At 56.1% G+C, this 21,474-nt stretch carries 20 protein-coding genes and 3 pseudogenes; 21 read left to right on the forward strand and 2 right to left on the reverse strand.

Features of this window, described 5'->3' with window-relative positions; all coding sequences use genetic code 11:
* Positions 1 to 47 precede the first annotated feature (47 nt).
* The 17 genes and pseudogenes from AACV02_RS08970 to AACV02_RS09045 all read left to right on the forward strand — a co-directional run bounded on the left by AACV02_RS08970 (position 48) and on the right by AACV02_RS09045 (position 13,857).
* Complete coding sequence (locus AACV02_RS08970; RefSeq protein ID WP_119739038.1) at positions 48 to 326, forward strand: hypothetical protein; 279 nt, start codon at positions 48 to 50, stop codon at positions 324 to 326.
* Positions 327 to 331: 5 nt separating this feature from the next.
* Positions 332 to 658 carry a GPW/gp25 family protein gene (locus tag AACV02_RS08975; RefSeq protein WP_119739041.1) on the forward strand — a complete coding sequence of 109 codons (327 nt, stop codon included), beginning with the start codon at positions 332 to 334 and terminating at the stop codon, positions 656 to 658.
* Complete coding sequence (locus AACV02_RS08980) at positions 655 to 1,542, forward strand: baseplate assembly protein (RefSeq protein ID WP_119739043.1); 888 nt, start codon at positions 655 to 657, stop codon at positions 1,540 to 1,542. The genes AACV02_RS08975 and AACV02_RS08980 overlap by 4 nt, the downstream gene beginning before the upstream one ends.
* Complete coding sequence (locus tag AACV02_RS08985) at positions 1,539 to 2,144, forward strand: phage tail protein I (protein ID WP_119739045.1); 606 nt, start codon at positions 1,539 to 1,541, stop codon at positions 2,142 to 2,144. Before AACV02_RS08980 ends, AACV02_RS08985 begins: the two co-directional genes overlap by 4 nt.
* Positions 2,141 to 3,745 carry a phage tail protein gene (locus tag AACV02_RS08990; protein ID WP_119739047.1) on the forward strand — a complete coding sequence of 535 codons (1,605 nt, stop codon included), beginning with the start codon at positions 2,141 to 2,143 and terminating at the stop codon, positions 3,743 to 3,745. Before AACV02_RS08985 ends, AACV02_RS08990 begins: the two co-directional genes overlap by 4 nt.
* Positions 3,746 to 3,747: 2 nt before the next feature.
* Positions 3,748 to 4,179: a phage tail assembly chaperone gene (locus AACV02_RS08995; RefSeq protein ID WP_119739049.1), complete on the forward strand. Its 432-nt coding sequence runs from the start codon at positions 3,748 to 3,750 to the stop codon at positions 4,177 to 4,179.
* Positions 4,180 to 4,281: 102 nt separating this feature from the next.
* The gene (locus AACV02_RS09000; RefSeq protein WP_119739051.1) at positions 4,282 to 5,448 is read left to right on the forward strand and encodes a phage tail sheath subtilisin-like domain-containing protein; all 1,167 of its coding nucleotides are present in this window, start codon (positions 4,282 to 4,284) and stop codon (positions 5,446 to 5,448) included.
* Positions 5,449 to 5,460: 12 nt separating this feature from the next.
* Positions 5,461 to 5,964, forward strand: coding sequence for a phage major tail tube protein (locus tag AACV02_RS09005; RefSeq protein WP_119739053.1), 504 nt, complete (start codon positions 5,461 to 5,463; stop codon positions 5,962 to 5,964).
* Positions 5,965 to 5,978: 14 nt separating this feature from the next.
* Positions 5,979 to 6,254, forward strand: a pseudogene (locus AACV02_RS30880) (phage tail assembly protein); the annotation flags it as partial.
* A gap of 39 nt (positions 6,255 to 6,293) precedes the next feature.
* Positions 6,294 to 6,578: a phage tail assembly protein gene (locus tag AACV02_RS30885; protein WP_256680519.1), complete on the forward strand. Its 285-nt coding sequence runs from the start codon at positions 6,294 to 6,296 to the stop codon at positions 6,576 to 6,578.
* 150 nt (positions 6,579 to 6,728) lie between these two features.
* Positions 6,729 to 9,596, forward strand: a complete 2,868-nt coding sequence (locus tag AACV02_RS09015) for a phage tail tape measure protein (protein WP_119739057.1) — start codon at positions 6,729 to 6,731, stop codon at positions 9,594 to 9,596.
* A 10-nt stretch (positions 9,597 to 9,606) separates the two neighbouring features.
* Positions 9,607 to 10,452, forward strand: coding sequence for a phage tail protein (locus tag AACV02_RS09020; RefSeq protein WP_119739059.1), 846 nt, complete (start codon positions 9,607 to 9,609; stop codon positions 10,450 to 10,452).
* Complete coding sequence (locus tag AACV02_RS09025; RefSeq protein ID WP_119739061.1) at positions 10,427 to 10,633, forward strand: tail protein X; 207 nt, start codon at positions 10,427 to 10,429, stop codon at positions 10,631 to 10,633. The genes AACV02_RS09020 and AACV02_RS09025 overlap by 26 nt, the downstream gene beginning before the upstream one ends.
* A 99-nt stretch (positions 10,634 to 10,732) precedes the next feature.
* Positions 10,733 to 11,779, forward strand: a complete 1,047-nt coding sequence (locus AACV02_RS09030; protein WP_119739063.1) for a phage late control D family protein — start codon at positions 10,733 to 10,735, stop codon at positions 11,777 to 11,779.
* Positions 11,780 to 11,827: 48 nt separating this feature from the next.
* A complete protein-coding gene (locus AACV02_RS09035) occupies positions 11,828 to 12,391 on the forward strand; it encodes a glycoside hydrolase family 19 protein (protein ID WP_119739065.1) in 564 nt (187 codons plus the stop codon).
* Positions 12,373 to 12,915: a lysis system i-spanin subunit Rz gene (locus AACV02_RS09040; RefSeq protein WP_119739067.1), complete on the forward strand. Its 543-nt coding sequence runs from the start codon at positions 12,373 to 12,375 to the stop codon at positions 12,913 to 12,915. The genes AACV02_RS09035 and AACV02_RS09040 overlap by 19 nt, the downstream gene beginning before the upstream one ends.
* Positions 12,916 to 13,063: 148 nt before the next feature.
* Positions 13,064 to 13,857, forward strand: a pseudogene (locus tag AACV02_RS09045) (DNA adenine methylase).
* A 545-nt stretch (positions 13,858 to 14,402) separates the two neighbouring features.
* On the opposite strand, the pseudogene AACV02_RS09050 reads toward AACV02_RS09045, so the two are convergent.
* Positions 14,403 to 15,113, reverse strand: a pseudogene (locus AACV02_RS09050) (SOS response-associated peptidase family protein).
* A 103-nt stretch (positions 15,114 to 15,216) separates the two neighbouring features.
* On the opposite strand from AACV02_RS09050, the gene AACV02_RS09055 reads away from it, so the two are divergent.
* The 4 genes from AACV02_RS09055 (at position 15,217) to AACV02_RS09070 (ending at position 18,469) form a co-directional block, all read left to right on the forward strand.
* Complete coding sequence (locus tag AACV02_RS09055) at positions 15,217 to 15,642, forward strand: LexA family protein (protein WP_119739069.1); 426 nt, start codon at positions 15,217 to 15,219, stop codon at positions 15,640 to 15,642.
* A complete protein-coding gene (locus AACV02_RS09060; RefSeq protein ID WP_119739071.1) occupies positions 15,635 to 16,912 on the forward strand; it encodes a Y-family DNA polymerase in 1,278 nt (425 codons plus the stop codon). The genes AACV02_RS09055 and AACV02_RS09060 overlap by 8 nt, the downstream gene beginning before the upstream one ends.
* Before the next feature lie 143 nt (positions 16,913 to 17,055).
* Positions 17,056 to 17,403: a hypothetical protein gene (locus tag AACV02_RS09065; protein ID WP_119739073.1), complete on the forward strand. Its 348-nt coding sequence runs from the start codon at positions 17,056 to 17,058 to the stop codon at positions 17,401 to 17,403.
* 31 nt (positions 17,404 to 17,434) lie between these two features.
* On the forward strand, positions 17,435 to 18,469 hold the full coding sequence (locus AACV02_RS09070; RefSeq protein ID WP_119739075.1) for a DNA cytosine methyltransferase: 1,035 nt from the start codon (positions 17,435 to 17,437) through the stop codon (positions 18,467 to 18,469).
* Positions 18,470 to 18,550: 81 nt separating this feature from the next.
* On the opposite strand, the gene AACV02_RS09075 is transcribed toward AACV02_RS09070, so the two are convergent.
* Entirely contained in the window at positions 18,551 to 20,503 is a 1,953-nt protein-coding gene (locus AACV02_RS09075; protein WP_218568294.1) for a BbrUII/HgiDII family restriction enzyme, read from the reverse strand.
* Between the last annotated feature and the right edge of the window lie 971 nt (positions 20,504 to 21,474).

The following is a 21,474-nucleotide window of genomic DNA, read 5'->3' on the forward strand; positions in this document are numbered from 1 at the left end:
ACGACAGCCCGCCCAGTGCGGGCTTTTTCATGCCTGGAGTCTGTCTTATGAGTAAGCCTAGAACTGACAGCGATTCGACCGAGGTTGCCGAAGCTATCGCGGTTCCGGGGTTGAAGCCCGCACCGCTTGGTTTTCCCGGGACTGCTGACGCGGTGGAATCCATCGGCCCCGCACGCGTGTTTCGCGACAAGGTTTTCACCTCGCGAACACTGGTCCTGCCCAGTGGCGAGACGCTTTCTGTTATTGCAGGACGCGTCACCGCATGTGGCGATGATCAATATGCGTTCTTGAAAGCGCATCCAGACCTGGAGCAATTGAAGGGGTAATCACAATGATCGGAATGGACCGCCACACCGGCCAGCCCATTTCCGGCATCGCGCACTTGCGCCAATCAGTTCCAGACATCTTGGGCACGCCATTGGGCAGCCGCCGGCATCGGTTGGGTTACGGCAGCAAGCTACGGCGGTTCGTTGACTTGCCCGTTACTGAAGGCTGGAAAAGCGCTGTACAGGCGGAAGTCGCCCGCGCACTGGGACGCTGGGAACCGCGCTTGAAACTCGATCAGGTGCGTGTCCTGTCTGTTATCGGCGGACAAATTAACCTGAGGATCGTCGGGCAATACCTGGGCGACAGTGTCACGCTGGAGGTGGCCGCATGAGTATCGTAGATCTGTCGTCGTTGCCGGCTCCGACCGTGTTGGAACCGCTGGACTTCGAAGAAGTTTATCAAGAAGGGCTGGGGGTTTTTCGCGGATACATGGGTGGCAACTGGACTGCCGCGCTGGAAAGCGATCCCGTGGTTAAGGTGCTGGAGGTTGGCGCTTATATCAAGGTCGGCAACCGCGCGCGGGTCAACGACGCCGCCAAAGCGGTGTTACTGGCGCATGCCATCGGCGGTGACCTTGATCACTTGGGGGCCAACGTCAATCTCAAGCGCTTGGTCATCCAGGCTGAGGATCTGCTGGCGGTACCGCCGGTGCCTGAGGTCAAGGAGGACGACGATCCGTTTCGCGAGCGTATCCAGTTGGCCTATGAAGGGTTGACCACGGCCGGCCCGCGTAACAGCTACATCCTTCATGCGCGCAATGCCTCGGGGTTGGTTGCCGATGCGACCACCGAAAGTCCGGCACCTTGTTACGTTACGGTGACGGTGTTGAGTTTGGACGGTGAAGGCGAGGCGTCACCGGAGCTGCTGGCTACGGTGGCCGTCGCGCTGAATGACGACGACGTGCGGCCCGTGGCTGATCGGGTGACGGTGCAGAGCGCCCAGGTGATTCGTTACCAAATTGAGGCGATTTTGCACATGACCAGCGCTGGGCCCGAATCAGATGCCAGTTTGGCCGAGGCGAAAAGTCGATTGGGGGCCTGGATCAATCCGCGCAAGCGGCTGGGTGTTGAGGTGGCGCAGTCCGGGGTAGATGCTCAGTTGCACGTTGCCGGCGTTTCCCGGGTTGAACTGGTCGGCTGGCAGGACTTGTCCCCGACCAAGGCTCAGGCCGCGTTCTGTACGGGCTACACCGTGAAGTTGGCAGGGCAGACATGAAAAGCCTACTGCCGCTCAATAGCACGCAACTGGAACGCGCCATGGAGGCGACGTTTTTCGAGAAAACGATTATCCCGCTGCGGACCCTGTACAACGCCGATACCTGCCCTGTCCACCTGCTGCCCCACCTGGCGTGGGCGTGGTCGGTAGACCGCTGGGACTACCGATGGACCGAGGCGACCAAGCGGGCCGCCATCAAGGCCTCTTACTACATCCACAAACACAAAGGCACGATTGGCGCGCTGCGCCGTGTGGTGGAGCCCCTGGGCTACCTGATCGAGGTTATTGAGTGGTGGCAGACGGTGCCCCTAGGTGTGCCTGGTACCTTCGCGTTGAAAGTTAGTGTGCTGGATACGGGCATCACCGAAGAGATGTACCAGGAGCTGGAGCGCCTAATTGATGACGCGAAGCCTGTAAGCAGGCATCTGACCGGTTTAGCAATCAGTCTCGAAGCACGCGGCGACATATACATCGGCGTTTCCCTTTACGACGGCGATGAAATCGACGTCTACCCACCTGTCATGCGTGACATTGAGGTCACTGGCACCTTCGGTGTGGCCGGGCGCGAACACACTATTGATACCTTGGACGTGTACTCATGATTGATGCGAACTCTCAGTTCTTCGCGGTCCTTACAGATGTGGGGGCGGCAAAACAGGCCAATGCCAATGCGTTGGGCATCCCGTGGAAGCTCACTCATATGGGGGTCGGAGATGCGAATAACACAGACCCTATCCCGTCCTCAAAACAAACCAAGCTGATCAATGAGTGGCGGCGACGGCCACTCAACCAACTGCGTATCGACCCGGCGAACTCCGCTATCCTGATCGCTGAGCAGATCATTCCACCCGATGAAGGCGGGCGTTGGATTCGTGAAATAGGCTTATACGACGAGGCGGGCGATTTGGTTGCGGTGGCCAACTGCGCCCCCACTTACAAGTCACTCCTTTCACAGGGGTCGGGTCGTACTCAAGTCATCCGCATGAACTTCGTTGTATCCAGTTCCGCCAACATCGAGTTGAAAATTGACCCTTCGGTAGTTTTGGCGACACGGGAATACGTCGATCAAGGCGACGCAAAAAAACTCCCCCTTGCTGGCGGTACCCTAACCGGGCTGCTTGTGGCGGGCGCGGGCATCCGGTCTAAAAAGGGCCTACCGAAAAGCGATGCAGCGAACCTTGGTTTTGCATTTGTCGCAGATGGCGACACTGGCCTGTTTGCGACTGAAGGCTCTACACCTCAAGCAGGTAGCGACATCGTCATCATGTCTGACGCGGTTGAGTTAGCCAGTTTCGGTGCCTTGAGATCAAAGGTTCCCAACGCATTACTTACGGGGGGCACCATCCCGACAGCCCCCCCTGGAACAGTCAATACCGGCTTGGCAAATACTGAGTTTGTTCAAGCAGCTGTAAAGAAAGCGATTGATGCTTTGGTCAATGGTGCGCCAGGTGCCCTAGATACACTTGAGGAACTGTCCAAAGCGCTGGGGGGAGATGCCAACTTTGCTACCACGGTGACCAACGCTATAGCCGCAAAGCTCCCGTTAGCGGGCGGAATTATGACCGGCGCACTTCGTGGAAAAACTGGCGCGGCGGGCTACAACAACCCGAACAACTGCGGCTTTGTCTTTGATCCAGACACTGGGTTATTCAGCAGTGGTGACGGAGAGATCGCGCTGGTATCGAACGGCGATGTTTTGTTGCGCAAGCATGCAGCCGGAGCGGTGCAGTCCCTCCGGCAAATTCGAGTGCCAAAGGGCGCGCCTGATGCGGGCAACTCATCCGCCCTGGCTGGTTATTCGTTCGAAGAAGACGGTGATACAGGGATGTTTGCCGAAGGTGGCTTATCCGCCAGTAACTCCGACCTCGTTTTCAGGGTTGACGGCGGCGAAGCGGGTCGAATCAAAGCGCTGATGAAGTCCTCCGCCAAGAATGGTTGGGGGCGGTTTCTGAATGGGCAGATTATGCAGTGGTGCGAATTCTCAGTTAAGCACGTTGCGGGCGCTGCGGTTGGGTGGAATCTTACATTCCCTACCTCCTTTCCTCTGCGAGTCATGCAATCGGTAATTAGCATTGGCAACGGCATTGGCGCGACTTCACTGTCCTGCAGCGTCGAAGGCTTAAGCCTTAGCGGCGCGTCCGGCTATGTGTATTCCAATGACGACACAACACGCATCTATCGTCTTTTGGTAATTGGAGAATAACTATGACCGTCTTTTTTTGTCCGTCCAGCGCGTCCTTTTTCGATGCCGACATCTACGGCGATCAATTGCCAGAAGACGCGGTAGAGATTACCGAGGATCTGCGTCAGGAGTTGCTAGAGGCTCAATCCCTTGGCAAGCAAATCGTTGCCGACAAGGCCGGTCAGCCGGTGGCTGTAGATCGCCCGGGCCCGACCATAGAGCAGCAGTGTGAGCGAGAGCGGTTCTGGCGCGATTCGCTTCTGGCGAAAACCGACACGATGGTCACCCGACATCGTGATGAACAGGACGCTGGGCGTGCTACAACGCTAACGGCTGCCCAGTATCAGCAGATGCAGGCCTATCGGCTGGATCTACGTGACTGGCCCGCGAACCGATCGTTTCCTTCTGATGCTCATCGTCCGGTCTTACCTGACTGGCTTGCAGACCTAACATAACGCCCCGTACAGACGGGGCGTTTTCTATTGCGTCACGACTAACACGAACATCCCAACAGCCTCGCTCACGCGGGGCTTTTTCGTTTCTGGAGATCGAGATTTATGAGTTTCTTTCACGGCGTTACCACGACCGACATCAAGACAGGGGCGCGCACTATTTCCTTGCCGTCGTCTTCCATTATCGGGCTGTGCGACACCTTCACCCCGGGCGGGCTGGATGGTGGCACTGCCAAGGCCGGCGAGTTGAAGTTGATCACCTCTGAGCGCGAAGCCATTGCCGCTTTCGGTGCTAATTCGGCGATCACCAAGGCTTGTAAGGCGATCTATACCAAGGCTAAGGCTGTGATCGTCGCCATCGGTGTGCCGAAGCTGGAAGACGCGGCGCTGCAAACCTCGGCGATTATCGGCGGGGTTCTGGCGTCGGGTCAGCGCACCGGCCTGCAGGCGTTGCTCGACGGCAAAAGCCTGTTCAACGCACAGCCGCGGCTGTTGATTGCGCCTGGGCACACGGCCAAGCAAGCGGTGGCAACCGCACTCGATAGCCTGGCGCAGAAGCTGCGTGCAATCGGCATTCTCGACGGTCCTGGTACCACCGATGAGGCCGCCATGCTCTACGCCGATAACTTCGGCAGCCGCAACCTGTTCATGGTTGACCCGGGCGTGCAGTACTGGGACACCGACCTCAGCCAAACGGTTGATGCGCCGGGCTCGGCCTGGGCGGCAGGCTTGTTCGCCTGGACCGATGCCGAATATGGCTTCTGGGCCTCGCCGTCGAACAAGGAGTTCACCGGTATCACCGGCACGACCCGGGCTGTCGAGTACCTGGACGGAGACGAGACGTGCCGTGCCAACCTGCTGAACAACGCCAATATCGCGACGATCATCCGTGACGACGGCTATCGCCTGTGGGGTAACCGCACCCTGTCGAGTGATCCGAAGTGGGCGTTCGTCACCCGCGTTCGCACGCTGTTCATCCTCATGGATGCGGTGCAGGCGGGCCACAAGTGGGCGGTAGACCGTTCGATCACCAAGACCTACGTCAAGGATGTGACTGACGGCCTGGAAGCGTTCATGCGCGACCTAAAAGCCCAGGGCGCGATTATCAATTTCGAGGTTTACCCGGACACTGAGCTGAACACGGCCAGCCAGATCGCCCAGGGCAAAGTTTATTGGCGCATCCGCTTCACCGACGTGCCGCCGGCAGAAAACCCGAATTTCCTTTTCGAAGTCACCGATCAGTGGATGACCGAAGTTCTTGAAGCAGCCTAAGGGGCCTAGTCAATGATTCCTCAAACTTTGTTTAACACCAACCTGTTTGTCGACGGCGTGAACTTCTCCGGCGACGTGCCAAGTCTGACCCTGCCCAAGGTGACGGTAAAGACCGACGAGTATCGAGGTGGTGGCATGGCCGGTCCCATTGAGATGGCCCAAGGGCTGGAAAAATTGGAAGCATCCTTTGTCACCAAGGGCGTGCGCCGTGAGTCATTGAAGTACTTCGGCTTGGCCGATGGCTCAGCCTTCAATGCGACGTTCCGAGGGGCTTTCAGGGGGCAAAAAGGAGCGGTGACGGCCGTTGTCGCAACCCTGCGCGGTTTGCTCAAAGAGGTCGATCTCGGCGACTGGAAGGCGGGTGATCCTGCAGAGATCAAACACGCCATTGCGCCGTCCTATTACAAGCTCGAAATCGACGGCCGCGTCATGTACGAAATCGACATGGTCGCTGGTATTCAAGTCGTCGATGGCAAAGACCAACTTGCTGACATTCGCACCGCACTCGGCCTTTAAGGGAATACATCCAGATGAATCAAGCAACTGTTAAAAAAGTGCCGGCCTGGTTGTCTCTCAGCGCGCTGGCTGCCGGCGTGACGCTCACGCGGCCAAGCAACGCCAACGGCGTGCTGATCGAAACGCTCACCTTGCGTGCCCCGGTTGTGCGTGAAGTGCGAGCCGCTGACAAGGCGTCGAATGGCGATGAGGAACAGCGTGAGCTGATGTTGTTCGCCGGGTTAGCCGAGGTGGGTGTTAAGGATCTTGAAGGCCTCAAGCTGACGGACTATCGCCGTGTTCAAGCCGCTTATTCGCACCTGGTTCCCGAAACCGACTACACGGACGAAATGCCGTCGTGGTTGTCGGTGACCACCGATCAGGCCGTGGTGACGCTTTCCTGTCCGAGTGAAATCAACGGGGTGTCGGTCGATACATTGGCCCTGCGCTCCCCGACAGTGGGCGACGTGCGCGCGGCAAATCGGGACGCTGCCGGTGATGCTGAGCAGCGTGAGCTGGTGTTGTTTGCCTCGCTGGCCGGCGCGCCTGTTGCGGATCTGGAGGGCCTTAAGCTGGTGGATTTTAACCGCCTGCAGGCCGGCTATTTTCGCATGGACCAAGACGACGGGATTTGATCCTGCCGTCATAAAAATGGCCGCGAAACGTCTGGCGGCGGAAACCGGATTTTCCGCCGCCGAGATTCAGTCAATGCCGTTTGCCGAGATGGTGTGGTGGCTCACGGATTGAGCTGCCTTCGGTAACGCTGTGCAAATGAGGGCCATGACATGGCGAACAAAATCGCCCTCGGGCTGGTGATCGGCGGCGCCGTCAGTTCGACTGTCGGTGCTGCGTTTAAAGATGTAACAGGGCGCATCAAGCGTCTTGAGGCGGAAGGCAATAAGGCGCGTGTTCTACAGCGCACTATCGGCGACACCATTCGCTTGCGTGACGAATGGAAGAAAGCCCATGACAGCGGCTCTGAGGGCGCCTCCAAGCTGCTGGGGCGATTGAACTCCAATCTCGACAGTTTGAAAAAACAGGGCATCGAGGTCGGTCGGCTGGAAAAAGCCTATCGTTCCATGGGACAGACCGCCAACAAAGCCGAGCTTAAGGCCCGGGGGCATCAGCAACTGGATGCTGGTAAGAACGGCATGAAAAGCACAGTCGGCGCCGCTGTTGGTGGTGTCGGCATGCTCGCTGTACCGACCAAGGTTAGCGCGGACTTCGGGGCCATTGTTCGTGACATCGCGATCAAGGCCGGCATTGCCAACAAACCACAAGAAAAGGAGATGTCGCGCAAGATCATCGATACCTCTCGCGACACCGGCATGGCGCGTAACGATGTAGCCGACGTCGTCAACCAGTTGGTCGGCGCTGGCATGGAGTTGAGCAAGGCCCTCGAATATGCGCCGGTCGCGGCCAAGTTTGTTGTGGGCCAAGGGTCGAGCGGTGTCGACACGGCGAAGATGATCAACGCCCTGGGGCAAAACGCCAAGATCACCGACGCCAAGCAGATGCAGCAGGCGCTGGAGGCGATTGCCTATCAAGGGCAGGCGGGCAGCTTTGAAGCGGCCGACATGGCTAAATGGTTCCCTGAGCTGTTGGCTAACATGGGTAGCCTTGGCATCACCGGCATGGATGCGGTGACGCAGTTGGGTGCCATGCTGCAAGTGCAGATGAAGTCTGCCGGCGGCGCCGATGAGGCAGCCAACAACCTCAAAAACTGGATGAGCAAAATCGGCTCCGGCGATACCGTTAAGGCGTATGCCAAGGCCGGTATCGACTACAAGGGCTCGATGCAGACCGGTTTGCAGAACGGTATGTCCACGCTGGAAACCAGCATGGCGTTGGCGCAGAAGTATATTCAAGCCACCGATCCGAAGCGTGCAGCGGCGATGGCCGAGGCCACGGCAAAAATCAGCAAGGAGTCCGACCCGGAGAAAGCCAAGGCCATGATGGCCTCGCTGGAGGAATCCTTGCGCACTGGCGACCTGTTCGCTGACATGCAGGTGAAGGCCGCCCTGTCTGCCTACATGCAGAACAAGGCGCTGTACAGCCAGCTCAAAAACGATTCGCGTGATGCCACGGGCATTCTCGACAAAAACCTCAGCGAGCGGCGTGAGGCGTCGTCGCAGAAGTGGGCCGAAATGGCTCAGTCGATGGATGACGCCATGCGCAGCGTGGGGGACGCACTGCGGCCTGTCACGGATACCGTGGCCGAAACGCTGACCAAAGTCACCAAGGGCATTACCTCGCTGTCTGACAGCGCGCCCGGGGTTGTGACGGGGATCGCGGCGGTTGGTGGCGGGTTGATTGCACTCAAAGGCCTGCTTAGCTCCTTCAAAATCGCTAAAGGGTTGCTCAACGTGGCGCGAGGTTCGCTGGGTGGCAAGTCTGGCGACGTACAAAAGGTCTTTGTGACCAACGCTGAGGACGGCAACGGCGGCGGAAATAATGGCGAGCCCAAAGGTAAGGCCGGCAAAGCGCTGTCGCTGGTGGAGACCGGGCTCAAGGCGGTTGCTGCCTTCAAGGGCCAGTCTGTCGATGGCGACGCAGATGCGGCGGGGGAAGGTGGCAAGAAGCCGGGCAAGTTCGATGTGATAGCGACCGGCCTCAAGGTGGTTTCTCTTGCCAAGGACGCCGCCTCAGGCGCTGATGGTGATGGTGGTGCGGCGGCGGGATTGGAGGGCGACGGGGTCAAGAAAGTTTTCGTGGTCAACGCCGGATCCCTTGGTGGCGGTGCTGGAGGCCCGGGGGAAGCTCGTCGGCGTAAGCCCGGGTCAAAGCGCAACCCTCCGCGACGTCGGCCGACGCCTCCACGGGCGGGTCGACCACCGCGACCGCCAGTGCCACGCCCCCCGGTGCCCATCCCACGGCCACCGATTCCACCGGTTCCGGTGCCCAGCGGTGCTTTGTCCAAGCTGGGTGGGGTAGTGCAAGCGGTCGGTAAGATCGGTAAAGCCGCCAAGATGATACCCGGGGGCTCGCTGATGGAGGCCGGCGCCATGGCCTTCGAGACCTATGAGACCGCCAAGACCAAGGATGAAAAGGCCGAGGGCTATGGCGCTGCCGCCGGCAACCTTGCCGGCACTATGGCGGGCGCTGCAGCCGGGGCGGCGATTGGCTCCGTGGTGCCGATCATTGGCACTGCAATTGGCGGGCTGGTGGGTGCTTACTTGGGCAGCATAGGCGGCTCTGCGCTGGGTGGCGCAGCGGGTAAATCTTGGTTTGGTGGTGATGACGAAAAGCCCGCTCCACCGGTAACGCCGTTGCTGATGACGCCCCGGCCGGGTCCAGCTATTCCGAGCCTGGCTACCATGGGCAAGTCATTCAATGGCGCGAGTGGTTCGGGTGCGCTGCTGATGGCACCAGCACCTCAGGCATCGGCGATGGGGGATGCGGCACGCTCCCTGGCAGTGTCCGCGCCGATCAAATCGGCGGCGGTGGCAATTCAGACTAAAGAGACGGAGAGGCCCGCACCGGCCAAGGTAGATCAGAAGTTTGAATACTCACTGAGCATGCCGGTAACGGTGCAGGGGGATGTGAAAGACCCGCAGCGCCTGGCGCAAGACCTCATGCCGCACATGCGGTTAATGATGGCGGATGCGGCGAAACAAAACGCTGCGAAGCTGTATGACGAACCGCACCTGTAAGGAGGCCTCCATGGCTTACATGGAACAAATGCTGTCGAGCCTCAAGTACCTGGTCGAAGCTGGGGAGGCTGGGCGGCGCAGTGCTGACGGCATGCTGGGGCCGGTCAATGGCGCCATTCGGGAGTTAACCGGCGCGGCGTCCGAGCTGGAAAACATCCCGTTCGTGGGGCCGACTGTCGGTGCCAAGCTGCAGCGGGTGATGCGCGGCGTGGATGCAGCACAGGCCAAGGTCGGCCAGGTGGTATCCGTGTACGGCCGTGCGACACGGGCGGCCGCCGAAGTTCAGGAACGGATGGGCGCGTTGAAAGAGCAGGCGGGCAAGGCTGCGACGGCGATCAATAAGATCGCCGGAAAGGTCAGCCCGTCGTTGGCCAACATCGTGCCCACCAGCGCATTTGCCATGGATGCCACACCGGCACCGGAAGCCGTGAAGCCGTTCCCACACTTGCTGATTATCCAGCCCCGTGACCCCAAGGAGCAGCCCTACTATTTCAACCTGGACACTGCGGCCTTTGACGAGCTGAGCCGCTCGACCGAATTCCGCTGGGCCTCACAGGAGCGTTTGTCGCGCCGCCCGGCGCAGCAGGCTGTAGGCATCGGAGACGACAAGTTAACGCTCAAAGGGACGATTTACCCGGGTTTCAAGGGCGGGCTTAAGCAGCTCGACACGTTGCGCAGCATTGGGGCAAAGCTTCAGCCGCTGAGCCTGACCACCGGCTACGGCGATGTGATCGGCACCTGGTGCCTGAAAAACATCAACGAGGAGCAGGGCGCGCTGTTGCACGGCGGGATTCCGCGTAAACAAGGGTTCAGTCTGGAGTTTGTGCGCTATGGCGACGACATGCAGAACGTCTGACGGGGACATGCTCGATGTCATTTGCCATAACGTTTATGGCCATCTGAACGGTAGCACCGAGGCGGTGCTGGACGCCAATCAGGGGCTGGCGGATGAACCCCAGCCCTACCGCGCCGGCGTGGTGATCTATCTGCCCGATCTGCCCGGCCCGACCGGGGAGGGGGTGAGCTTGTGGGATTGACCTCGGGCGCTCCCGACGCCGCCGGCCCGTTGCGTTACGCGTGACGGCCATTTGATTTTCTGTGACCCGCCATGCGCGGGCTTTTTTTGGACTAAATCCATGACTCCCATGTTTCGAATCGTGGCGGATGGCGCCGATGTAACAGCCAAAATCAATGATCGGTTGCTGCTACTGCGCACCTCTGACAAGCCCGGGATGGAGTCCGACGAGTTTGAATTGCGCATCGATGACCGTGATGGGCAGGTGCTGCTGCCTCGGCGTGGCAGCTCTATTGAGGTCTACCTGGGCTACGCGGAAACATCTTTGATGCGCCTGGGGCGTTACGCGGTGGACACGGTCGAAGTGTCGGGGCCGCCGGAAACGATAGTGATCAAGGGCAAGGCCAGCGACATGCGCGGCAGTGGCAAGACCATCCGTAGCGGAAGCTGGGAGGACGTGCCGCTGTCGAAAATCGTGGCCGACATCGCGGCGCGTAATGTTTGGCAGTCGGTGTGTCCGGTGGCAACGAAGGTCGCCCGGGTGGATCAGCTCAACGAGTCCGATTTTAATTTCATCACGCGCCTTGCCAAGCAATACGACTGCACGGCCAAGGTGGCCGACGGCAAGCTGTTGGTGATGCCGCGTCAAGGCAGCCAGACTGCCAGCGGCAAGACCTTCGGCGCGATCACCCTGACGAAGAGCGATCTCAGTCGATGGCAATTCAGCCTTGGGGATCGCAACTCGCACAAGGCAGTGGCAACTAAGCATCAGAACAAGAAGGACGGCAAGCTGTCGGTGGTCACCGTTGACAACGACGACGCCCCAGATGGATTGCCGGCCGTGCATACCGATCGGCATATCTACCCGAACAAGACCGCCGCCGAGGCTGCTGCCAAGGCACGGCTGGCGGCGTTCAATCGCTCGACCGCCGACGTGCGTTTTGAGATGCCTGGCCGGACAGACATTTTTGCCGAACGCCTGATCAACGCCCAGGGCTTCAAAGTCGGCCTGGATGGGGACTACCTGGTGGATTCGGTCGAGCAGGTGTTTACCCAGTCTGGCTGGTCGACCACGGTGGAGTGCAATGCCGGCAAGCAAGGCAAATCCAAGGGCAAGAAAAAGAAAGAAAAGAAGCCGCTCAAGGTTGTGAGCGTCGAGAAGCTGTAGTGCACCCCATCGCCGCCTGAGTGCGGTTTTTTTATGTCTGGAGTTTTTATGTCTGTTACCGAGCAACAGCTGCAACGCATCATGCCGAACGCCCGCCGCCAAGCGGGCGTTTTTGTTTCTGCCCTGAACGCGGCTATGGGGCACCGACAGATCAACACACCCAAACGGCAGGCCGCGTTCCTGGCGCAGGTCGGCCACGAGTCGGGTCAACTGCAGTACGTCCGTGAGCTGGGCGGCGATCAGTACCTGAGCAAATACGACACCGGCAACCTGGCTGCGAAACTCGGCAATACCCTGGAGCCAGACGGCGATGGCCAGCGCTATCGTGGTCGCGGCCTGATCCAGATCACCGGTCACGACAACTACCTGCGCTGCAGCCTGGCACTGTTCGGCGATGAGCGATTGCTGCGCACGCCGGAATTGCTGGAGCTGCCGCAGTGGGCCGCAGAGTCTGCTGCATGGTTCTGGTCGGTAAACGGATTGAACACGCTCGCTGATCAGGAGCAATTCAACACCATCACCCGGCGGATCAACGGCGGGTTGAATGGCCTGGAGGATCGCTTGCAGATCTGGGCCAGGGCGAGGGAGGTGCTATGCGTCTCCTCGACCTGATCCCTGCTCAATACCGCATCGCGGCCATCGGTGTGTTGCTCATGATCTTGGTAGCCGGGTCTGCGGCCCTGGCATGGACCGCTCAAGGCTGGCGTTACGGCCAGCAGTTGGAGCGCCAGGCCAGGCTGCAGGCTGACACCCTCAACGAGTTATCCCAAGCCGCTGCTGTCCTGCAGCGCACTGAGCAGGAAAAGCGCTTCGCTCTGGAGCAGCGCCTGCAGAACAAAGACGAAACCCACCACAAGGAATTGACCGATGAGCAAACGAAGCAGGCTCGTCTGCGTGATCGCCTGGCTACTGCTGATCTGCGGTTGTCAGTCGTACTCGCCGCCACCGATGCCACCAGCAGCTGTTCAGTGTCAACCGCCGCCACCACCGGCTGCGTGGTTCATGGCTCCGCAAGAGCCCAACTTGACCCAGTGCATGCTCAACGAATTATCGGAATCACCGATGCCGGCGACCAAGGATTGATCGCCCTGCGGGCCTGTCAGGCCTACGCAAAAGAAGTTTCTACACCGAAGTAAAGGAGCGGCCGGGCAGGATGCGTCTACATCCAGCCCGGCCACCTTCCCCGCAGATCGTCCCTGCAAGTCCAGCCAAGGCTCCTGCTTAGTGCACAAAGCGGAGCGAGCCTAGCACTGTTTATCCATACAGCAAAGGTCTTGCTTTCATATGTCCACACCTATCATCCCTTGGATGGGTGGCAAGCGCCGCCTAGCCGACCGCCTTATCCCGCTCTCCCACCCCATGAATGTTACGTCGAAGTCTTTGCCGGCGGCGCTGCGCTTTACTTCATGCGTCCCCAGGCCGCGCCGGTTGAAGTCCTCAACGACATCAACGGCGACCTGGTGACGCTGTACCGCGTGGTGCAGAACCACCTGGAAGAATTTGTGCGCCAGTTCAAATGGGCGCTCAGTTCCCGCCAGGTGTTCGAGTGGCAGAAGATGACCCGCCCTGAAACCCTCACCGACATCCAGCGTGCAGCCCGATTTTTCTACCTGCAGCACCACGCCTTTGCTGGCAAGGTGACGGGGCAGACGTTTGGCACCGCTACCACCGGCCCGGCCATCAACCTGCTGCGGATTGAGGAAAACCTGTCTGCAGCGTGGCAGCGGTTGTCCGGCACCTACGTTGAAAACCTATCCTGGCTGGACTGCGCCGAACGCTATGACCGTGCGCACACCTTTCACTACATGGACCCGCCTTACTGGCAGACGGCAGGTTATGGCGTGGATTTTCCATTTGAGAATTACGAGCGTATGGCTGATTTCATGCGGAGTTGCAAAGGGAAGGTGATGGTTAGCATCAACGATCATCCGGACATCCGGAAGGTATTTGATGGCTTTCATTTCGAACACCTGAGCATTCGTTACAGCAATTCCAATCAGCGCCAAGGCAAGGCAGAGGTAGCCAGTGAGCTTGTCATCATGAACTGGATACCCTCTGCTCTGGGTAGTCTGTTTTAATTTAGAAAGCGCATCTGAAGTAGTCTAACGATTTCGATGGCTAAGATGAGGGCGAGTTCGATAAGTTTGGCGGTCATATAATTCTCCGGGGTGAGTTCGCCTATTCGGCGCGTTGAATGGCGTCGATTGTGGGGATTGCTTTAGATGGCTTGGAGATTAGATAGAAAGTTTGGCTTAGCTGTCAATGCTCTTAAGGTTATTTTCTAATGGTTGGCCGCTAAGCCGCAGCCCGCCGCTGTCAAGGGGGTGTGGGTGGTGAAAGTTTCTAGGCTAAACAAGTTAAATAGGCTGTTTAGCTTGTGTGGGCTATTTAAGTTACGTGTTTGCTTACTTACGTACATACGTAACTTTCTTGCTGGCTAACTTTTTAGCTATCTAGAGATATCTAGTGAGTATCCATTAGCTACCAAAAAGATATCTGGTGGATGTCCGCTAGCTACTGAGAAGATATCTAACTCATATTGCGTAAATATCCTTGCCATATTCGTCTGGCACGCTTTGGATGTCCTCGCCCAGCTTCCTCTGTTTATTTGGAATTGATTGCGTTAGCTCTGCTCTGAGCCTGCTATTGGTACGATCAAGTCTGCACCTTGGTTTCGAACGTTGCCTACTGAGGTGCCAACCCGAAACCACTCAAAGTCATCCGCTGGCTGACAGCACGTCTTCGCTATTTCCTCGGCTCGGCCTGGAGTAAGGCTGGGGTCGATCCATTCCCTGGCATGCTCAGGCGTCAGCACCAATGGCTTGCGGTCGTGGATATCCACCATGCCCTGATCACTGGACGCCGTGATGATCACAAACCCGTCGTCCAAGTGCGGATCCAGGCCAGGGTGCACTTGGGCGAGCGCGCCAAAGAACAAAGAACATGGGCATCTGACTCTTCAGGCGAATGAAGTAGGGCTGCTTTCTCTTCGCTTCGTCAGGGTTTTTGACCCACTCATACCAACCTTCACTCGGCACAAGGGCTCGGCCATTCGGCCAGAGCTGTTTGAAGAACTTCCCCTGGTGACCGTCTCGACCCGAGCGTTGATCGGATCCGGGCGTTTACCCTTCGCCCAGAACGGCGCCCATCCCCATTTCACTGCATCGATATGCAGCCCATCCTCATCTGTGTGTAGAACCTGCACCCTCGTTGAAGGTGCGACGTTGTAGCGATCAATAGGCTGAGCGTCATACCCGCTGAATAGCTCTATCTGCGGGCTCAGCTCTTCGATGAAGATCGCCATACCTTCGTACTGCACGAATCGCCCACACATATGCACCTCTCCGCCTGTCGAAATCCCTACAGAAAAATTGACCGCAAGCGTCCTACAAAGTTAACTGTACATTCATACAGTAATTGTAAAAGGCCGCCGCATCATGAGCTTCACCATTCTAGGTCCCCTCGCTGAGGTGGGCGCGAAGTTGCCGTTGTGCTCGTTCCAGGTTCCGGCCGGTTTTCCTTCGCCGGCAGCGGACCACATCGAGCAGCACATCTCATTGGATGAGGTCTTGAGTATCCGTGCGCCCCACGTGTACCTGGTAGCAATCACCGGTGAGAGCATGCAGGGCGTCGGGATCTTCGATGGTGACCTGGCCGTGGTGGATCGTGCCATTGAGCCGATCCATGGGCATGTGGTGGTGGCCCTGCTGAACAATGAACCTGTTTGCAAGCGCCTCTGTAAACGCGGCCGGGAGGTGGTCCTGCTTTCCGAAAACCCTAAGTTCCCGGCCCGCTATGTCCTCGAAGGCGACGAACTGTCGATCTGGGGCGTGATCACCAGCACAGTGCGCAGCCATGTCTAAGCAGCAGCCAACCTTCGCATTGATCGATTGCAACAGTTTCTATGCCAGTTGCGAACGGGTATTTCGGCCCGACTTGGCGAAGGTGCCCATCGTGGTGCTGAGCAATAACGATGGCTGTGTCATCGCCCGTAGCTACGACGCGAAGCCCTTCATCAAGATGGGCGAGCCGTATTTCCAGATCAAGCACAAGCTCAAGCAGCTCGGCATAGTGCCGTTCTCCTCCAACTATGCACTGTATGGCGACATGAGCGAGCGCGTGATGAGCCTGATTGAGGCGATGGTGCCGGCAGTCGAGGTGTACAGCATCGACGAGGCATTCGCCGATTTGACCGGTATCGGTGGACTGGATGCCTTAGGCCGACAGATTCGCGCCCAGGTGCTCCGTTGCACCGGGATCCCTGTCGGCGTAGGCATCGCTCACACCAAGACCCTGGCAAAGCTGGCAAACCACACCGCGAAGCGCCTGCAGTCCGAAACCGGTGGGGTGGTAAACATCACCGATCCGGTTAAGCGTGACTGGGTGCTGCGTAATACGGACGTGGCGGAGGTGTGGGGCGTTGGCCGCAAGATGAAACTCCATCTTGATGCCATGGGTATCAAGTCGGCTATGGACCTGGCTAAGGCCGATCCGTGGACGCTCCGCAAGAAGTTCAGCATTGTGATTGAGAAGACGGCCAGGGAGTTGGGCGGCACGCCTTGCCTGGAGCTGGATGAGCCGGATCCGCCAAAGCAGGAGATCTGCTGCAGCCGCATGTTCGGCAAGCGGCTGACGCAGCTACAGCCCATCAAAGAGGCTGTGGCCACCTACATGATGCGTGCCTCTGAGAAGCTCCGCGCCCAAAACTCTCTGTGCAAGAAGGTGCGCGTTTCTATTCGCACCGGGATGTTTAATCCTGAGGAAGCGAAGTATGCGAATGGGGTAGTGGTGGATATGCCGTATCCCACTGACGACGTGCGTCTGCTAACCCAGGAAGCTGTGGGTGCACTTGATCGCATATTTCGGCAAGGCTTCAAATACAGTAAGGCCGAGGTGATGTTGCTCAATCTGTGTCAGCCCGGTGAGTACACCGACGATATGTTCGCTATATCGCAGCCGGCCGAGGTAACTCGGGTGATGACGGTGTTGGATCAGATCAATGAGCGGTGGGGGAGGGGGACATTGCGTTCGGCCAGCGTGCCACTTGACCCAGGTTGGGGGATGCGGCGTGAGATGATGAGTCAGAGCTTCACTACCCGAGTCGATCAGTTGTGGTCCGTAGCATGCAGGTAGCTCCTAACCGGCAAAAAATACATAGATTGGCCAGCTTCGTCATAGACACTGACGATTCGGAGGGTGGGCAGCATCTCTGGTGATTGACGTGATCCTTTGCGTGATCAATCATCGTATAAATTGGTACAGCAAGGATGAGAAGTATGTACTGGATAGAAATTTGCACAGACGGCAGCTATGTCTTTGGTGAAAAGGAGTATTTCATCTCAACTGAAGGGATCGTTGAGTTAGAAGCAGATGAGTTTGAGCGCTCTGGAAATGATTGGGCGAAGATAAGAATTCCATTTGAGATAGAAACGCCACATGGATTATTTACTTGGGACGTTGAGATCATCGAGTATTTTGAAAAAGACGTAGCTAGCTTCTTAGGGGCGTTCATCAGCAGTTTTCCTGAGGACGTTTTCCTGAAGGATGAGGTGACGTTCAGGCTTCAGGACGGCTGGCTCAATCCGAAGAAAATCCCTCCTAGACTTAAAGCCGTGAATGGCTAAAATGCGCCTCGACTAAGAGACTACGTTCACCATGATTGACGCAGTAGACCTATTCTGTGGCGCCGGCGGCCTCACCGCTGGCATGAGCAATGCGGGCATTACCGTGCATGCTGGCTACGACATTGAGCGCCAGTGTGAGTATGCCTATCACGAAAACAGTGGTGCAGCTTTCGTGGCGAAGGACGTCAAGAAAGTGACCCGTGATGAGCTGAATTCTTGGTATGAGCAGGGTGAAGGACGTTATCGGCTACTGGCCGGATGCGCGCCATGCCAGCCTTTTTCCAGCTACAACCAGGGGAAGGATACTAGTAGTGATCGCAAGTGGCCACTACTGTATCACTTTGCTCGCTTGATTAAAGAGGTGCAGCCAGAGTTGGTCACTATGGAAAACGTTCCGGATGTGACCAAGCACAAGGTATACAACGACTTTGTGAAAAGTCTTGAAAAGCAGAATTATAAAATCTGGGCGAATAAAGTATTGTGTGTGGAATATGGCCTTCCACAACTTCGCCGACGCCATGTGTTGCTTGCGTCAAAGCTAGGTCCCATTCAGTTGATTCCTCCTACGCATGCAGGACGACCAGTCAGCGTTATGGATGTAATTGGAGATCTGCCTAGAATCGCTGCTGGGGATTGTGATCCAAATGACCCTATGCATCGCTCAGCAACACTTACTCCGCTCAATATGCAACGAATTTTGTGTTCTAAAGAGGGTGGGACATGGCGAGACTGGCCCCAGCACCTGGTAGCGGCCTGCCATCGTAAGGAGAGCGGTAAAACCTACGGCAGCGTTTATGGCCGAATGAAGGGGAGTGAACCGAGCCCTACCATGACCACCTTGTGCTATGGGTTTGGTAATGGTCGGTTCGGGCACCCTCAGCAAGCTCGTGCGATCTCGTTGCGTGAAGCTGCAATTCTGCAATCTTTTCCTAAAGATTATAAGTTCATGAGACCAGAGGAAATTACGTTCAAAGCAGTTGGCCGCATGATAGGGAATGCTGTACCAGTGCGATTGGGAGAGGTGATCGGTGAAAGTTTGATGCGCCATGTTCAAGAGTTTGGTTAAAAGACAGTCGAATTTATACTTGTTAATCTGTAAATATTAAATGCACCTGATGACCAGGTGCATTCTTCTTGCCAAAAAAATTTAAGATAGTCGAGCGACTACTTTGTCGATTCGGTCTAGCTCTTTATTGCTATCGATGTATGCCTGATATGCCTTTAGAGCGCCGTTAATTAACGTGTCGAAATGGACAATTCGGGAGCCTGGAGAGATGGCTTCCAGCATATTTGCAACTCGGTTATGGTTGTAGCCCTCATCAACTAATGGTGGGCCTATTACAAAAACGACTTCAATTTTTTCTCCGTGCAGACCTTGTGCAGCTAGAATTTTCTGAAGTTTGTCAACGTAAAGCATTCCCTGCTGTTGTAATTCGAGAATCCCCATTCTTCGGTGAGCCCGTTTTAGCTCTACAATAATGTGGGTACCAAGAACAGTACGGTATTTTATGTCGACACGTCCTAAGCTTTCTTTTTCAGTAAGATCGTCAACCACCACACCTTCTTGCATCAGCCGAGATTCGATAAGTTCGGATCCGTCTGCGCGTTCCCATGTTGGATCCAAGAGCCACATGTGATCAAAAAGGTGTTGTTGTAAAGCTTTCTCTTTTTCATCGTCATCAACAATTTTGTTGAATACACGTATCACTTCTATTCTTGATTTTATAATGTCCCTGTAAAGAGATGCCTCAAGGGTGTCTCGTTGAGCGATCAGGGGGATTAATTTATCAGCACCAATCTCAACGGCATTTATTAGTTCATGAACGGTCCCTCTCAGTTTTAGGCGCTCAAATGCCATGATGCTATCTCGTAGAACCATGCGTCTGTCTTCAGCATCATCTATCGGTAGGCTATTAACTTTCGATAGTAGGGATTTGGCCTGCTCGCGATAGCTGTCGTCCAGAGAGTCAAACCACTCCTTGATTACCGGATGCTCTTCCGCTATTTCAAGAGCGCCAAATTCTCTTCGCCATTTCGCCCATTGAGGTTCTATTTTTGATAGCAAGACTTTGAGGTATGCGGACATTGCGGCAGATCGTGGATCGCTTTCTTGGATTCGCTGCCGGTCACTTGTGGCAATATCGTCATCTGAGTCGAAATCTAGAAAGTCTGCTTCTAATTGGCCTGTCAGATACTTGGTGTACAAACGCCCGTCGTTTATATTGTCTAAAATGTTTTCCTGGATTAGACGGCCGTGCGCCATAAGCACAATAGAGTTCAGGTTATTGTTGTCTGCATCTACAAGCATTTTTGGTTTTACAGCGGTACCGATCCAGCCACTTACAACCCAGGCTGGGTCCCAGCCGTCCAATCGATTGGGCAGTAAGGCTTGTGCTTTTAAATTAGGGGCAGAAGCCGTGCGCTCTGTATTCTCGTCGCCTATATGCCAAATATACTCTACGGCACGTATATCATCTCGATCCGCGGCTGTGACGGGTGATCCGTCAATCAAGACTGAGAAATCTTTACTTCCTACAACAGAGAAGCGTCGAGCCAGTCGGCGGCGTAATGCCACCAAAGTAGATGGGACACGGCCTTTTTTGAGTTCGGAGAGTATGATTTTTGTTCCTACGCTTACATCCAGTTCATCAGCAGGAATTGCGTCAGGAACATATCGACTTTGCTGGCCATTTATCGCTTCTCGAATTCGAGAAACTGCCATTTTTAGTCCATGCTTTTCCGTACTTTTAATCGATTGTACCCTAACACTTTCGGCTATTGAGAAGAGTGATAGCTTGCCCAGGCCCTTTCGGCCCATCACGTGGCGGCCGCGCGCAGTGGTAGTAGTTTCTTGTACTCTTCGTCTATATCCGACCTTCAAAAACTTATCGTTCATGTCTTTGACGGTCATTCCTATGCCATTATCAGTAATGGTGATCTGCTGTTTTGCATAGTCATAATCAATAGTTACTATTGTCGCGTCAGCATCCCAAGCATTTGCTACGATTTCAGTAAGTACCGCAGCGACATTGCTATAAAGGTTGATGCCTAAGTGGTCCAGAACGTTTAAATCAATTGTCATTTCATATGGAGAGTTCACAAGCGTTCCTTACTTGAGCTGGACACATTTTCCGCTTCCGAGGCTTCCAGCAGGGATACCTAGCATAGATATTCCTCAAGCTAGCGGTTTTGGGGAAGCTTACCAGCGGCTCGCAAGAGAATCACTAGATCCTACGGATCATGCATCGGCGGCAGAGAGTCAGGGGAACGGATAGAAATTCACAGCTGGTGCGCAGATGGGGCTATTCAAGGTGATTACAATGGCACGCGACTGTATTTGTTCTGCCCTTGCGTTACCTTCGGGCTGGTGGGCAACGATGATGGCGTTGGCGCCACGGGTGTGCGGAATAATCGGTGCGCTGACTACTAAGCTCAGCTAGATTCTCATTACGAGGATGGGCTTTGGGAGGATATGAGGCTTGTCTGAGCGATAGGATTAGGGCATTTTTAGGGCATAAACTGGGCCGTTATAGGCCGCTATACACCCCTACGGCGTTTCGTAGATGCCCATTTTAGTGGTATACAGCGGCCTGCTAGGAGGCGTGCAGGGGTTCGAATCCCTATCTCTCCGCCATTACATAGAAAAAGCCCCGTAGCTGAATAAGCTACGGGGCTTTTTTGCGTTGGCTTATAAATCGGCGGCAGGCTCAATCGCTCAGTTGCTTTCCGATAAACCTGATCACGATCTGGTATATTAAAGGTCGCCCCAGCGACGTTGTTTCTACTCAGTCACCTGAAAAATTAGCCTGGCTGCCACGTCGCTTGGGCTGTAGCCATCAGACATTCCATGCGGTCGGTTAGCGTCAATCCGGAAATCTTCAGTACTTATACCCATTCCTCCGTGAGCGACTGACGAACGTTATCGCCAAGTTTTTGCCATTCCTTCAATGGCTTGATCTTCCTCGGTCATCAGAACACCCGAGGACAACTGCCACCCAGTCCTGTTTGAAAGCAGAGATTAGTAACTTCTTCATAACGTGTTGTTACATCGTGAAAAGGCTTACTCCCGAC

Origin of the sequence: Pseudomonas sp. Larv2_ips (genome assembly GCF_963879675.1) — a bacterium.
Lineage (GTDB): Bacteria > Pseudomonadota > Gammaproteobacteria > Pseudomonadales > Pseudomonadaceae > Aquipseudomonas.